Source organism: Cypionkella sp. (assembly GCF_028290025.1).
GTDB lineage: Bacteria > Pseudomonadota > Alphaproteobacteria > Rhodobacterales > Rhodobacteraceae > Cypionkella.
In genome coordinates, this window is record NZ_JAQGKQ010000067.1 from 1 (window position 1) to 15286 (window position 15286).

Below are 15286 nucleotides of genomic sequence, written 5' to 3' on the forward strand. Positions count from 1 at the left end.
CGATGGATTGGTTTCTTGACCGGTTTGGCGGGCCAAAACAGCCCGATGGCGCGTGGGATTTCGAGGCGATGGAGGCCAGCGCCAAGGCGATACCGCGGGGCGCTGGTGGCGTGGTCATGCTGCCTTACGTCAACGGAAGCGGCGTGCTGGCGCCGTTCTTTGACGCCCAAGCGCGCGGCGTGTTCTTCGGGATGGGCAGCCATACCACCCGCGAGCACCTGTTGCGCGCCGTCTATGAGGCGATGTGCTACGCCACCCGCGATTGCTTTGAGGCGATGGGCAGTAAGGCCACCACCCTGACCCTGACCGGAGGCGGCAGCCGCAGCCCGTTCTGGGCGCAGATGTTCGCCGATGTGTGCGGCCTGCCCATAGAGGTGTCAGAGGCGCAGGAATCCGGCGCGCTGGGCGTGGCCTTGCTGGCAGGGGCTGCGACTGGCATCTGGCCTGATCTGGAAACTGCGGTGGCTCAGACTACACGGACTGCGGCACGCTACACGCCTGACCCTGTGGCGAAGGCCGAATACGACGGCTGGTTCAGCTTTTATTGCGAGACACGCGACGTTTACCGCCGCCACTCCGCCGCTCGCGCCGCCCTCGCCGCAGGAGGGGCCGCATGACCTATGTTCTGGGCATCGACAAGGGTACGACGGCGACCAAGACCGTGGTTCTGCGCGCTGAAACCGGCGAGGCGCTGGCAACGGCGCGGCGTCAGACTCCCGTATTCCATCGTCACCCCGATTGGCACGAAGAGGATATGGACCTGACCTTCGCCGCCGTTGCCGAGACGATCCGCGAGGCTATAGCCAAGGCCGGGATCGCCCCGTCCGAGATCGCTGCCATCGGTGTTAGCGGCCATATGGGTGGGCTTTGGACGCTGGATGCGGTGGGTCAGCCCTTGGGCCGCGCCGTCGCTTGGCCGGATGCGCGCGCGGCAGGGTTGTTGGCGGAATGGCACGCCGATGGCCGCGATGAGGCGATGTTCGAAGTTTGCGGCAATGCGCCAATCCCGGGTCTGCCGCTGGTTCTGCTGTCGTGGTTGAAGTCGCATGAACCAGAGCGCTACGCCAAGATTTCCACGGTGTTCTGCGCCAAGGATTACATCAACTTCCGCCTGACCGGTGTCATCGCCACCGACGAATCCGACCTGTCGTTCTTTCCCTGTGACATTCGCAAGCGCTGCGTCTCGCCCGAGTTGCTGGCCCTGGCAGGCGTGCCGGAGATCGCCCACTGCCTCGCACCAGTCTTGGCGACGGGTGAGTTGGTCGGGCGCATAACCGCAGAAGCCGCCGCCCTGACAGGTCTCGCCATCGGCACCCCGGTCGTCACCGGAGCAGGGGACGCGGTAGCTGCGGCCATTGGCGTCGGTGCTTTAGCGCCGGGGCAGGCGGTGACAGTGATTGGCACCAGCTTCATGAACAACCTCACTATCGACGCGCCGTTGCTGGAACCTCGCAACGTCGGCTTCCTGTTCCTGATGCCGGGCGGTCGCTGGCAGCGGCTGATGTCGAACACCGGCGGCGGATCGCTGTGTCTCGATTGGGCGCTATCCGCCTTCGGACGGGTTGAGTTCGCGGCGGATGATCCAACTATATTTGCCCGCATCGAGGCTGAGGCGCGCAAGCTGCCGCCAGTCCCCGATGGACTGATCGTTCATCCCTATTTCGGCACCTCCGGTATGACTGCGCCCCGCCATGATCCTACAGCGCGAGGCTCGGTCTTCGGCCTCGATATGGCGACTAGCCCGATCAGCCTTATTCGGTCGGTGATGGAGGGTGTCGCGTTCTCGATGGTCGATTGCTACGCGGCCCTATCCGCTCCGGTCACCGACATCCGCCTGACCGGTGGCGGCGCGCGAAGCCGCCTCTGGTGCGAGATTTGCGCCGCCGTGATGAACCGCCCCCTGCTGCTGCCGGAGGTTGAGGAAACCGGCGCTTTGGGTGTGGCCATGCTCGCCGCCGTTCACGCGGGGTTCCATCCGGACCTCGCAACCGCCGCCCTTCGCATGGTGCGCATTGCAGATACTGTCACGCCGGATCCGGTTTGGGCGGCCCGCTATGCGGCGGCTTATCCGCTGTTCCGCGCCCTTGGCCGCGACCTCATCCCTCTTTGGAAACACCGCGCGGCGCTGCTCGCCCCGCGACTTACGCAAGGCACGCCATGAAGAATTTCCCGCAGACCCACGTGATGTTCGATCTTGACGGCACGTTGGTCGATACCCGCGCCGCCGTGACCGAGTGTTACCGCAAGGTGTTTCGCTCGCTTCTGGACGCTGATTTTCCCCCTGAGGGCGTGCCCGAGCATGATATTTTCGCAATGCGCCCGCATGAATTGTTCGCCCGTGTCGCCCCCGAAAAGACCGAGCTGCTGTTCGCCGCCTACCGCGACACCTATCCTGCGTGCACCGATCACATCTCGGTGTTTCCGGGAGTTGCCGATCTGATCGCCGAACTGGTGCGCAGCGGTCGCAAGCCAAGCCTTGTGACGAACAAGGGGCTGGAGCGCACACTGATCGATCTTGGCGTTGCAGGCATTCCATCTGAAAGTTTTGTCGCCATAGTGACGGCGGAAGATACGGTTGAACGCAAGCCGCATCCCGCGCCGATCCTTCTGGGGTTGGATCGAGCCGAGGCCAATGCGGCAGATGCGGTCTACGTCGGTGATGGACCGCAGGACGTGATCGCGGCCCACGCTTGCGGAATGCCTGCCATTGCCGTCAGCTACGGGTTTTATGATGCTGCGGCCTTGGCTGAGCACGATCCAGAGGCACTCGTGGCATCGATAGCCGAACTGGCCCGCTGTTTAGATGTGGCGCTGATCGGGGCGGCAGAATGACGGAACAAATCATCCTAGCTGAGCGGCTGGCTTTTCCCGAAGGACCGGTAGTGATGCCGGACGGAAGCCTCGTCGTCACCGAGATTGCGGCTGGTTGTCTGACGCGGATTGAGGCTGGCAAAAGCTATCGGCTGGCCGACACTGGGGGGGGGCCTAACGGGGCGGCGCTTGGCCTAGACGGTGCGCTTTATGTCTGCAACAATGGCGGCTTCACTTGGGACAACAGCGCGGGGCTGCGGCCCGTTGGCAAGGCCCCGGACAACCAAGGCGGCTCGATCCAGCGCGTTGATCCCGAGAGCGGCAAAGTTGACCTACTCTATGACCGCTGCGGTGAGGTGGCTTTGGCCGCGCCGAACGATATCGTTTTCGACACGCACGGCGGGTTTTATTTCACCGATCACGGGCACCGTGAGGGCCGCAAATTGGACTTTGGCGCGGTTTATTATGCCAAGGCCGACGGAGGCCTGATCCGCGAGTTGGCGTTTCCGATGATCGGGCCAAACGGCATTGGCCTGTCGCCGGATGGCACGACGCTTTATGTGGCGGAAACCTCAGCGGGGCGGCTTTGGTCTTATCCTGTGACCGCTCCGGGTGTTTTGGGTGGCGCAACTTGGCCATCGCCCACCGGAGGCGATCTGGTCGCAGGCCTCCCCGGCTTTCACCGCTACGACTCCCTCGCAGTCGAGGCCTCAGGCAACATTGCGATCGCTTGTCTGCGCATCGGCGGCATCGTCGTGATCTCCCCCGAGGGCGCTCAAGTCGAACGCATCGACCTGCCCGACCCCTACACCACCAACATCTGCTTTGGCGGCACCGACCTGCGCACTGCGTTCATCACGCTTTCCAGCCTCGGGCAGCTTGTGTCGCGACCTTGGGCGCGCGCGGGCCTGTCCCTCAACTCCAGTGGAGCATCTTTATGACCACCCTTAACCATCCACCCGGCAGCGCCGATCTGCCTGCGCTTAAGGCGCGCGCGCTGAACCTGCGGCGCACCATGCTGCATATGGCGAGCGGCAAGGGCGAAGGCTATATCGCGCAAGGGCTTGGCATCGCGGACTGCCTTGCCGCGATCTATTTTCACGAGTTGCGCTATGATGCGGCCAACCCTGCATGGGCTGACCGTGACCGCTTCGTGCTGTCCACCGGTCATTATGCGATTGCGATGTATGCCGTGCTGGCCGAGGCGGGCTATCTGGAGGCCGCTGAACTGCCGAGCTACGGCCTGAACGGTTCGCGCCTGCCGATGAGCACCTTCGATGACATTCCGGGCGTCGAGATGGTCGGCGGCTCGCTTGGCCACGGTCTGGGGCAGGCGGTCGGCATGGCGATGGCGCTGAAGTTGGATGGCCGCCCCTCGCGGGTCTTTTGCGAGTTCTCCGACGGCGAGTTGCAGGAAGGCTCCACGTGGGAGGCCACGATGGGCGCCGCCACCTTCAAATGCGACAACCTTGTGGCGCTGATCGACTGCAACGGCATTCAGGCCGATGGCCCGGTGACGGTGCAGATCGAACCGGTCGCCGACAAATTCACCGCGTTTGGCTGGGATACGGTCGAGGTGAACGGCAACGACATGGCGGCGCTTGTGGATGCCCTCGCCGGTGCCCGCGAGAAAAACGGCCGCCCCAAAGCCATAGTCCTGCGCACCACTCCGGGACACGGCGTGCCGACCCTTGTGGCCCGCGACCGCGCCCATTTTGTCCGCGTCGACAATTCCGAATGGGACGCCCTGAAAGCTGAACTGGAGTCCACACATGGCTGAACCCCTGCACACCGGCCGCACCCGCGGCATGGGCGAGTTGATCGACATCGCCGGAAAAACCACCGAACTCGCTCCCTTCGGCACAACGCTCGCCGAGCTGGGCCGCGAACGTCCCGAGATCGTCGGCCTCACCGCCGACATGGGCCGCTACAGCGATATCCTGCCGTTTCGCGATGCGCATCCGACACGATTCTTCAACGTGGGCATGGCTGAACAAGACTTGATTATGATCGCGGCGGGTCTCTCCAAGGTTGGCAAGATTGCCTATTGCACGACATATTCCGTCTTTATCACCCGGCGCGCTTATGACTTCGTGGCAATCTCCTGCGCGCATTCCAAGGCGAATGTGAAGATATTCGCCGGGATGCCGGGCCTCGTGAACGGCTACGGCGCCACCCATCAGGCGACAGAAGACCTCAACATGATGCGCGGCATCGCGGATCTGACCATCATTGACCCCTGCGATGCGACTGAACTCAAGCAAGTCGTGCGCGCCGTGGCCGATATTCCGGGAACCGTTTATGTCCGCAGCTTGCGTGGTAAGGTTCCGGTGGAATTGCCCGACAGCTACCGCTTCCAACTCGGCAAAGCGCAGGTGATCCATGAAGGCGGCGGCAAGGTTGGCATCATCTCGACCGGCTACATGTCGGCCCGGGCGATGGATGCGGCGCGGCTTGCGGCAGAGCAGGGGATCGCGTCGTCGGTTCTGCACGTCGGCACGATCAAGCCTTTTGATACGGCCGGAGTGATCGCCTTTGCGCAGCGCTTTGACCGCCTGATCGTGGCGGAGAATCACAAAACCACAGGTGGCCTGAACACGCTGGTCGTCGAGGCGCTGTATGACGCGGGCATCATGAAGCCGCTGATCAAGGTCGGCCTCGCGGACAGCTTCTTTGAGTGCGGCTCGCAGGAGTATCTTGAGGCGAAATACGGCGTTGATCTGCCGCGCATGTTGCGCGCGATTTTGGAGGGCAACTAGGATGGAACTGCAAGGCAGGGTCGCCCTGATCACCGGCGCTGGCAGCGGACTTGGCCTCGCCACTGCCCGCGTCTTTGCGCGTGAAGGTGCGCGGATTATCATCAACGACATACGGCTTGAGGCTGCCGAGGCTGCTGCCCGGTCCTTGGGCGAGGACCATATCGCCATCGGCGGCGATGTGTCGGATGAGGCTTCGGTAAACGCGATGGTGGCCGAGGCCGTCTCGCGTTGCGGCAAGATCGACATACTGGTGAATAACGCCGGAGTGCCCGACAGCTTTACGCCCACGGTTGACCAGCCCCTTTCGCATTGGCAGCGACTGATCGACATCCATCTGACCGGGACATATCTAGTGTCCAAAACCGTCGCTCCCGGCATGATCGAGCGTGGGTCGGGCGTGATCTTGAACCTCAACTCCATCGCGGGCGTTCTGGGCTTACCTGTGCGCACCGCCTATAGCGCAGCCAAGGCGGGGATCGGCATGCTGACCCGTGTTCTGGGTTGTGAATGGGGGCCGCATGGCATCCGCGTCAACGCGGTGGCTCCCGGTTACATGCTGACTCCCTTGACGGAAAAGCTGATCGCTGAAGGCAAGATCGACGAAAAGCGCATCCGCAGGCGCACGCCGATTGGCAAGATGGGCACGGCGGAGGATATCGCCGAAGCGATGCTGTTTCTCGCCTCGGATCGCGCCAAGTTCATCACTGCGGTCACTCTGCCGGTCGATGGCGGCTATTGCGCCTTCGGTGCGCCGAGCGACGCTTTCCAGCTGGACGATTGAGCGGAGAAAATGCCGATGAACCAGACAACCGACCGCCGTGACAACAGTGCTGTGGCTTACGCCAAACCGCAGCCTTTCGGCATGATGCCCGACATCTTCACGTCCGGCGCGCTGGATCTTGAGGCCGATCCGCGGCTTTGGGTACCGCAAGCGCCGGGCGTGTGGTTCAAGCCGTTGGTTTTGAGCGTCAGCCAAGGTTACTACGTCAATCTTCTGCGTGTCCGCAAAGCGGGCGTGCTGTCGCGCCATCGCCATGCAGGGCCGGTGCACGCCTTCACCCTGCGCGGACGCTGGCGCTATCTGGAGCATGACTGGGAGGCGGTGCCTTTTAGCTATGCCTTTGAGCCCCCGGGCGAAACCCACACCCTTGTCGTGCCAGACGACGTGGCAGAGATGGTCACGCTGTTCCATGTGACCGGCGGCTACGTCTACGTCGATCCGCAGGGCGAGGCTTTGGGCTACGAGGATGTCTTCACCAAGCTAGAGGCGACGCGCAAGCACTACGAGGCCATTGGTCTTGGCGATGCCGCGTTGGAAGGATTGATCCGATGAGCTTGCCGTCGTCTGTCTGCCTTTTCGGGGCACCTCATCGCTATTATCAAGGCCCCGGCGCGTTTGATCTGTTGGGGCAGGTGGCAGCCCCCTTCGGTCCCAATCCGCTGATCGTGGCCGACGCATTTGTGCTTCAGATGCTGGGCGACAGGCTGGCTGCGGTCTGTGCGGCCTCTGGTCTGACGCCGATCCTGCGGCCGTTTGAGGGCGAGATCACCTATCCGGCGATTGAGGCGCTGATCGCCTCGCTGAGCGGCGTTGTGCCGGGTATCGCCGTTGGAATTGGCGGCGGCAAGTCGCTCGATGCGGCCAAGGCCGTAGCGCTAAAACTGCGGCTGCCTGTGGTGACCGTGCCGACCATCGCCTCGAACGACAGCCCAACCAGTGCGGCGATTGCGATGTATGATGAACACCATACCATGATCGCCGTGGACCGCCTGCACCGCAGCCCCGAGGCGGTTCTGGTGGATACGGCGCTGATCGCCAAGGCTCCGCTGCGGTTTCTGTTGGCAGGAATTGGCGATGCGATCTCCAAGAAGTTCGAGGCGGACGGCTGCCGCGATGGCACTGGCGTCACCCCATTCGGCACCCGCCCCACGCTGACGGCTATTGCGATTGCGGATGCTTGTTATGCCACCCTGCGTCGTCACGGTTCGGCAGGGGTTGTCGCAGCCGCACGCGGAGAGGTGACGCCCGATCTTGAGGCCGTGATCGAGGCTACCCTGCTGATGAGCGGCCTCGGTTTTGAAAATGGCGGCCTGTCGCTGGCGCATTCGCTGACCCGAGGGCTGGTGAAAGTGCGCGGCACCCGCGACGCCATCCACGGCGACCAGATCGCTTGGGCGCTGCTGGTGCAACTGGCTGCTGAGGGTCGGGCGGATGTTTTCATTCGGGAACTCGTTCAGTTTTACCGCGAAATCGGTTTGCCAACCTGCCTTGCGCAGCTTGGGCTGCATGATGCGACCCCAGCAGAAGTTGAGGAAATCGCGCGCTGGACAATGACCGCGCCGCATCTGGCCAATCTGGCCGTGCCGATTGATGCCGCTTTGATCGTGGCGGCAATCCGGCGGGCAGAAGAATTGTCGGAGCATACCGATGTTTGAGGACTTGCACGGAAAATCCGCGCTCATCACCGGAGCGTCTGGTGGGCTGGGTCGGCACTTCGCGCAAGCTCTGGCTGGCGCGGGCGTGCAAGTGACGGTGGCCGCTCGCCGACAGGCGGCTCTGGAGGAGACCGTTGCGCTGGTGACTGCAGCGGGCGGGGTTGCGCGACCGATTGCGCTGGACGTGACGGACCTCGTGCAAGTGACGGCGGCATTCCAGCACGGCGCGTTCGACATCGTGATCAACAACGCCGGGGTCACTCACGACGGGCCTGCGCTGAACACGACGGCGGACGATTGGGATAAGGTGATCGACACCGATCTTTCCGGCGTCTTTCGCGTGGCGCAGGCAGCGGCCAAGGCGATGATCGCTGCGGGAAAACGTGGCTGCATTATCAACATCGCTTCGATTCTTGGCTTGCGGGTGGCGGGCAATTTGTCGGCCTATGCGGCGGCCAAGGCGGGTGTGGTGCATCTGACCAGATCGCTGGCGCTGGAATGGGCGCGCTATGGCATCCGTGTCAACGCATTGTGCCCGGGCTATATCGAGACCGACCTCAACCGCGCGTTCTTTGCGTCCGAGGCGGGGCAGGCGCTCATCCGCCGCGTACCCCAGCGCCGCTTGGGCCAGCCCTCGGATCTTGACGGCGCACTTTTGCTGCTGGCCTCGGATGCCAGCAGTTTCATCACTGGAACCGAGATCGTGGTCGACGGCGGCCACCTCGTGTCGTCGTTGTAAGGGATAACTGATGGATTTCACCATATCGCCGCGCGTCGAAGACCTCCGCGCCCGCATTGCACGGTTTGTCGAGACAGAAATCCTGCCCGTCGAGGCTGATCCCACCGCCTATGACGCGCATGGCAACATCCGTCACGACCGGCTGGAGCCCCTGCGCGCCAAGGCCCGCGCCGAGGGGTTGTGGTGTCTGCAACTGAAGCGCGAAACCGGTGGGCAGGGTCTTGGCAAGGTCGGCATGGCGGTTTGCTACGAGGAAATGAATCGCTCAATCTTTGGGCCAGTGGTGTTCAATTCGGCCGCCCCGGATGACGGCAACATGATGGTGCTGGAACAGGCCGCAACCCCCACGCAGCAGGAACGCTGGCTGCAACCCATCGTGGACGGGCGCGTCCGGTCGGCGTTCGCGATGACCGAGCCACATCCCGGCAGCGGGTCGGACCCGTCGATGATGCTAACGCGCGCCACCCGCACTGGCGACAGCTACCACATCACCGGGCGGAAATGGTATATCACCGGGGCCGCCGAAGCGCAGCACTTCATTCTGATGGCGCGCACCTCGGATGACGCGCGCAAGGGGCTGACCGCGTTCCTGTTCGACCGCGATCAACCGGGTTGGCAGATCGAACGCCGCATCGGCATCATGGGGCCGGAGGAACACGGCGGGCATTGTGAACTTACCTTCGACGGGCTGGAAGTGTCAGCCGACAACGTGCTGATCGGTGAAGGCGCGGGCCTGAAGCTGACCCAAATGCGGCTTGGCCCGGCCCGGTTGACGCACTGCATGCGCTGGCTTGGGCTTTCGAAACGCTGTGTCGAGATCGCCCGCGCCTATGCTGCCCAACGCTACGCCTTTGGCGAGCGGCTCGCCGACCGCGAAAGCATCCGCTTGATGCTGGGCAATCTGGCGATGCAGATCGAGATCGGCCGACTTTTGGTGATGAAGGCTGCGTGGGAACTCGACCAAGGCAGCTATGCCCGCAAAGAAGTGTCGATGGCCAAGGTGCATGTCGCTAATCTGCTGCACAAGGCCGCCGATACGGCTATCCAGATCAATGGCGCGCGGGGGTATTCCACGGATACGCCGCTGGAATGGATTTACCGCTATGCGCGTCAGGCCCGGCTGGTTGATGGAGCCGATGAGGTTCACATGATGGTGCTGGATCGCACTCTTGCCGCAGAAGACCGCGAGTTCTGGCGCTGGGCGCCGGGCTCTGGCGTCTAGGGCAACCCCATGCAAAACGACCTGCATCTCGCACGGCGCGCGGCAAACCATCAGCCGCTGACCCCCCTGGATTTCCTCGACCGAGCGTTGACGGCCTTTCCGGATCGGCTCGCGGTCGTCTGGCGCGACAGGCGGTGGAGCTACGCTCAGTTCGGCGACATCGTGGCGCGGATGGCGGCCTTTTTGCAGGCGCAGGGCGTGAGGGCTGGCGATGTGGTGTCGGTGATGCTGCCCAACCGGCCAGAGATGCTGGCGGCGCACTATGCCGTCCCGTTGCTCGGGGCGGTGCTCAACAGCATCAACACGCGGTTGGATGCGGCGACGGTTGGCTACATTCTGGCCCATTCCGAAAGCAGGTTGATCCTGTGTGACGAGACCACGGTTGCAGCTGCAACCGAGGCAGCCAAGGCGACGGGTCTGCCTTGCCACACCCTGCGTGCGCTTGAAGGCAAAGATTTTGAGGCGATTGCTGACAAACGCGACGCGCCGGGCCATACCCTGCGCGCGCTTCATGGCGAGGGTGGCATTGACCTGCTGACCGGCCCGGTGCCCGTCACCGATCTCTTTGCCGGGATCACCGATGAATGGCAGCCGATTTGCCTCAATTATACCTCGGGCACCACCGGACATCCGAAGGGCGTGGTCTATCATCATCGCGGCGCTTATCTAAATGCGCTGGGCAATGTGCTGGCCTTGGGTTTGGGGCGCGACACCGTCTATCTGTGGACCCTGCCGATGTTTCACTGCAACGGTTGGTGCCACACTTGGGCGGTGACGGCGGCGGGGGGCGTGCATGTCTGCCTCGACAGGGTGGACCCTGCCGACATTTTCGCGGTCATCGCGGCTCATGGCGTCACCCACATGGCCTGCGCGCCGGTGGTGCTTTACATGCTTTTGAACCATCCTGATCGACCGAAGCGCGCTACCAGGCGGGTCAAGGTGGCCTCGGGCGGCGCATCACCCTCGGTCGCGCTGATCGCGGGGCTGGAGGCTTTGGGCTTTGATTTTATCCACCTCTATGGGCTGACGGAATCCTACGGCCCGGTCACGATGTGCGCGCTGGACCCGCACGATGCGGCCCAACCCACCGAGGTTAAGGCCACCCGTCTGGCGCGGCAGGGCAATCGGCATCTTACCGCCAACCGTGTGACCGTGGTGAATGACAGCGGAGAGGAGGTGCCGTGGGACGGTGTCACATCGGGTGAGATTGCCTTGCGCGGCAACACCCTGATGGCCGGATACCACCGCGATCCCTCAGCGACCGAGGCCGCTTTCGCCGGTGGCCACTTCCGCACCGGCGATCTGGCCGTGCGGCATCCCAACGGCGAGCTTGAAATCCGCGACCGCGCCAAGGATGTTATTATTTCAGGCGGTGAGAACATCTCTAGCCTGGAGGTTGAGAATATCCTGCATCAACATCCGGGCGTGTTGTTCGCGGCTGTTGTGGCGGCTCCTGATCCGAAGTGGGGCGAAATCCCCTGCGCTTTCATAGAGTTGAAACCGGGCCATCAGGTAACTGCCGAAGATATGCGCAGCTTTTGTCGGGCGCATCTGGCAGGCTTCAAACTGCCACGCCGCTTTGTGTTCGGAGCATTGCCGCGCACCGCCACGGGGAAGATTCAGAAGTTTCTGCTGCGGAAACTGGCGCGCGATGGGGGTGAGTCATGAACTTGCCATCGCCGGACATCAACGTCATTGCCTTGCAAGCCTATCTCACACAGACATTCGGTGCTGTGACCATTTTCGCGCTAGATCGGATCAGCGGCGGGCAGTCGAACCCGACCTTCTTCCTGACTTGGGGCTCTCGCCGCATGGTGCTTCGCAAAAAGCCTGCCGGGCCAATCCTGCAAGGCGCTCATGCGATCGAACGGGAATACCGCGTGCTCGTGGCGCTGCATCCAACGGGCGTGCCGGTGCCTAAGCCGATCCTCTTGCACGAAGATCCTGCCTTATTGGGCACTCCCTTCTACCTGATGGAGCGGGTCGAGGGTCGTGTTTTCAGCGATTGCGCCCTGCCGGAACTTCCCGCGCAGGACCGCGCAGCGATCTGGATGGGCATGGCCGATGCGCTGGCACAAATGCACGCTGTCCGCCCGGATGCGGTTGGGCTTGGCGACTATGGCAAACCCGGCAACTATTTTGAGCGTCAGATCGCCCGTTGGTCGCGGCAATGGCGCGCGTCTGGAAGCGTGCCTATTCCAGCGCTGGACCAGCTGGCAGATTGGTTGCCTGCCAACCTGCCGCCGGATGACGGGGCGGTCTCGCTCGCACATGGTGATTTCCGGCTGGGCAACATGCTGTTCCATCCGACCGAGCCGCGCGTGGTGGCCATTCTGGACTGGGAGCTTTCAACGCTTGGCCATCCGCTCGCTGATTTGGGGTTCTGCGCTATGCCGTGGCATACGGCGCCTGATGAATATGGTGGCATCCTCGGGCTGGACCATACGGCGCTTGGCCTGCCCACTGAGGCGGAGTTTGTCGCCCGCTACCGGCAGGGTCTGACGCAAACCTCGACGCTTCTGCCCTTTCACAAAGCGTTCGCGCTGTTCCGGTTTGCGGTGATTTTTGTCGGCATCTCAGATCGCGCCCGCGCCGGAAATGCCGCTTCCGACAATGCCGCAGAGCTTGGCCATCTGGCCGAGCGCTTCGCCGCGCGCGCTCTTGCCATCCTTCCGACCACTTGACCCACAGGAGCCTTCTATGACCCGTTCCGTCATCATCGCATCCGGCGTCCGCACCGCCATCGGCGACTTTCAGGGCGCGCTTGCGGGCATATCACCCGGCGATTTGGGTGCCGCCGTCGCGCGTGAGGCGATAGCCCGTGCAGGCTGCACAGGTGCGGATATCGGCCAGACCGTTTTCGGCAATGTCATCCATACCGCCCCCGAAGACATGTATATCTCGCGCATCGTGGCGATGCGGGCAGGCGTGCCGGACAGTGTGCCCGCGCTGACCTTGAATCGGCTTTGCGGCTCGGGCTTGCAAGCGGTGGTGACGGCTGCGGAACAAATCCTGCTCGGCAATACCGATATCGCTTTGGCGGGCGGCACCGAAAATATGAGCCGGGCTGGCCATCTGCTCACCCAAGCCCGTATCGGTCAGAAGATGGGCGATCTGACCGCGACGGATATGATGGTCGGCGCACTGACCGATCCCTTCGGCAATGGACATATGGGCGTGACCGCCGAGAACGTGGCCGAACAGTGCAGCATCGACCGGGCAACACAGGATGCCTTCGCCGTCGAAAGTCATCGCCGCGCCGCAAAGGCGATTTCGGAAGGAAGGTTTGTCGGCCAGATCCTGCCTTTGACGGTCAAGAAGGGCCGAGCCGATCTGGTGTTCGAAACCGATGAGCACGTGCGGCCGGATGTGACGTTAGCGGACATGACCAAGCTACGCCCAGCCTTCCAGAAAGACGGCAGCGTTACCGCGGGCAACGCCTCGGGGATCAATGACGGGGCGGGGGCGCTTGTGCTGATGGCGGCGGGGGTCGCTGCCGCGCGCGGCGTTGTGCCGTTGGCCCGGATTGTAGCCTATGGTCTGGGCGGGGTCGCCCCCGAAGTGATGGGCCTTGGCCCGGTGCCGGCGGTGAAGCAAGCTCTGGCGCGCGCCGGACTGACGGTCGCTGATCTGGACGTGATCGAGTCAAACGAAGCATTTGCGGCGCAGGCTTGTGCTGTGGCAGACGAACTGGGCTTCCCGCCCGAGAAAACCAATCCCAACGGCGGAGCTGTCGCACTCGGTCACCCCATCGGAGCATCGGGCGCTATCATACTGATCAAACTGATTTATGAATTGCAGCGAAGCAACGGCCGCTACGGTTTGGCCACGATGTGCATCGGCGGCGGCCAAGGCATCGCGGTCATCGTGGAGAACACGAGCGTAGCGGCGCAGTAGTTAGTCGCGCCGAGGTCAGCTCTTGGCCACGCAGGCGGCAATGTTGACGCCTCACCGGTGCCTTGGTTGTTGGCGCTCGGGGTTGGGCCGCGCAATTCCCGAAAGTTCGCGATGTCGCTCGGCGCGAACGCGAGTCAATCGGTGGTCCTTTGGGCGTGATAAACGTGTGATAGCGCGCACTGGCCACGGACGGCAATGCGAGAGCATCAAACCCTCTCGGCGACGCGCCCCGTGGCGTATGCGCTATGCCTCCGCAATCAGCGCAATCGATATTTTCATGCCCGGAATGCGCAATGGCATTTTGGCCCCCTGACGTGCGGGTGGATCATTTGGAAACCACTGCATCCATTCCTCATTGATTGCCGAAAAATCGTCCTCGTCGGCGACGACAAGGGTGGCGCTGACAGCTTTGTCGAGACCGGAACCTGCGGCTTCTAGGATCGCGGAGATGTTGCGCAGACATTGGGCGACCTGTTGCTTCACCGTGCCTTCGACGATCTGGCCGGTCGCCGGATCTATCGGCGCCGTGCCGGAAACGAAGATCAGACCCGCGGCTTTGACAGCTTGGCTGTAGGCCGGATTAGAAGCGGAGTTCGCCGTTGAAATTATGGAGCGAGCCATGCGTTGTCCTTTTCCTGAGAGGTGTTTCAAGTTGCAGCTTATTGGAGGCAATGAAAGGATTTCGATTAAACATGTTTTTTCGTGACCCGCTTTGCCCCTCCTGAGCGCAAGCTGGGTGCCACCCGTTATAGAGCTGGAGCTTGCCAAAGACATCACAGGTGCCGCTCGTGAACGGCCGCGAAATTGTATTTAAGCGGTGATGCTTTGAATCCGATTTCCGCTTTCTCTGCGAACGTCGGGATGTTGCATGAGAGCAGCAATGAGACAAGCCTTGCGACCATGCGGACGGGTTTAACGCGCTGAGCCAATTTCTGTGCACGCTTCACTCAGTCTGCGCAGGGACTCGATGTGAAAAATCCACTTTGGATAGTACACGTAGTTCGTGGCGAGGACAGGACGGATTGATAGCGTGCGTGTCGGGCATCGGCTCAAACTTGGCGTGGAACGGCATCGAAGATACGGACCATTGCTCGGCAACACTAGCCGGCAATCATTGGCTCGACGGAAATATCCAATCCGGAGAAATCAAATCGCCAACGGGCTGGATATGTTTGCTAGCTTAAAACTTATCAGGACGCCCAGTTTCGCCTCAGGCGGAGGGACTAGGTTGATGCAGAGGGGAGGCTGCGGGTCGGAATTGAGAAACACCGCATAGCAGTTTTGAGCCTTACTTGGCGGGTCTTGCTGAACTGCTTTGCCACGCTTGGCGCAGCCACACTCGGAATTGGAAGTCTTAGACCATGAGCACACAAAACGTCGCGTTGATCGTGGGGGCGACCGGGCTTTCCGGCAGCTATACAG

General features: G+C 62.4%; 15 protein-coding genes. 14 read left to right on the forward strand and 1 reads right to left on the reverse strand.

The annotated features are described in order from the left end of the window. The 14 genes from JWS10_RS11380 to bktB form a co-directional block, all read left to right on the forward strand. Positions 1–617: FGGY-family carbohydrate kinase (locus JWS10_RS11380; RefSeq protein WP_299507431.1), on the forward strand; the 617-nt coding region annotated here is incomplete at its 5' end. After that, complete coding sequence (locus JWS10_RS11385) at positions 614–2161, forward strand: FGGY-family carbohydrate kinase (RefSeq protein ID WP_299507433.1); 1548 nt, start codon at positions 614–616, stop codon at positions 2159–2161. The genes JWS10_RS11380 and JWS10_RS11385, both read left to right, overlap by 4 nt. Continuing rightward, entirely contained in the window at positions 2158–2832 is a 675-nt protein-coding gene (locus JWS10_RS11390) for an HAD hydrolase-like protein (RefSeq protein WP_299507435.1), read from the forward strand. Before JWS10_RS11385 ends, JWS10_RS11390 begins: the two co-directional genes overlap by 4 nt. Beyond that, positions 2829–3752 (forward strand): SMP-30/gluconolactonase/LRE family protein, encoded by a 924-nt coding sequence (locus tag JWS10_RS11395; RefSeq protein WP_299507437.1) that lies wholly within the window; start codon positions 2829–2831, stop codon positions 3750–3752. The genes JWS10_RS11390 and JWS10_RS11395 overlap by 4 nt, the downstream gene beginning before the upstream one ends. Further along, complete coding sequence (locus tag JWS10_RS11400) at positions 3749–4591, forward strand: transketolase (protein ID WP_299507439.1); 843 nt, start codon at positions 3749–3751, stop codon at positions 4589–4591. The genes JWS10_RS11395 and JWS10_RS11400 overlap by 4 nt, the downstream gene beginning before the upstream one ends. Beyond that, the gene (locus JWS10_RS11405) at positions 4584–5570 is read left to right on the forward strand and encodes a transketolase C-terminal domain-containing protein (protein ID WP_299507441.1); all 987 of its coding nucleotides are present in this window, start codon (positions 4584–4586) and stop codon (positions 5568–5570) included. The genes JWS10_RS11400 and JWS10_RS11405 overlap by 8 nt, the downstream gene beginning before the upstream one ends. 1 nt (position 5571) lies before the next feature. Beyond that, positions 5572–6351: an SDR family oxidoreductase gene (locus JWS10_RS11410; protein ID WP_299507443.1), complete on the forward strand. Its 780-nt coding sequence runs from the start codon at positions 5572–5574 to the stop codon at positions 6349–6351. A 15-nt stretch (positions 6352–6366) separates the two neighbouring features. Beyond that, the gene (locus JWS10_RS11415; protein ID WP_366943534.1) at positions 6367–6903 is read left to right on the forward strand and encodes a 2,4'-dihydroxyacetophenone dioxygenase family protein; all 537 of its coding nucleotides are present in this window, start codon (positions 6367–6369) and stop codon (positions 6901–6903) included. Next, positions 6900–8006 (forward strand): glycerol dehydrogenase, encoded by a 1107-nt coding sequence (locus tag JWS10_RS11420; RefSeq protein ID WP_299507449.1) that lies wholly within the window; start codon positions 6900–6902, stop codon positions 8004–8006. Before JWS10_RS11415 ends, JWS10_RS11420 begins: the two co-directional genes overlap by 4 nt. After that, positions 7999–8745: an SDR family oxidoreductase gene (locus tag JWS10_RS11425; RefSeq protein WP_299507451.1), complete on the forward strand. Its 747-nt coding sequence runs from the start codon at positions 7999–8001 to the stop codon at positions 8743–8745. Before JWS10_RS11420 ends, JWS10_RS11425 begins: the two co-directional genes overlap by 8 nt. 10 nt (positions 8746–8755) lie before the next feature. Then, entirely contained in the window at positions 8756–9967 is a 1212-nt protein-coding gene (locus JWS10_RS11430; protein ID WP_299507453.1) for an acyl-CoA dehydrogenase family protein, read from the forward strand. Positions 9968–9976: 9 nt separating this feature from the next. After that, complete coding sequence (locus JWS10_RS11435) at positions 9977–11635, forward strand: AMP-binding protein (protein WP_299507456.1); 1659 nt, start codon at positions 9977–9979, stop codon at positions 11633–11635. Further along, positions 11632–12651, forward strand: coding sequence for a phosphotransferase family protein (locus JWS10_RS11440; RefSeq protein WP_299507459.1), 1020 nt, complete (start codon positions 11632–11634; stop codon positions 12649–12651). Before JWS10_RS11435 ends, JWS10_RS11440 begins: the two co-directional genes overlap by 4 nt. Before the next feature lie 16 nt (positions 12652–12667). Then, a complete protein-coding gene (gene bktB, locus JWS10_RS11445; RefSeq protein ID WP_299507462.1) occupies positions 12668–13864 on the forward strand; it encodes a beta-ketothiolase BktB in 1197 nt (398 codons plus the stop codon). 243 nt (positions 13865–14107) lie between these two features. On the opposite strand, the gene JWS10_RS11450 is transcribed toward bktB, so the two are convergent. Next, positions 14108–14485 (reverse strand): RidA family protein, encoded by a 378-nt coding sequence (locus JWS10_RS11450; RefSeq protein WP_299507465.1) that lies wholly within the window; start codon positions 14483–14485, stop codon positions 14108–14110. Positions 14486–15286 lie beyond the last annotated feature (801 nt).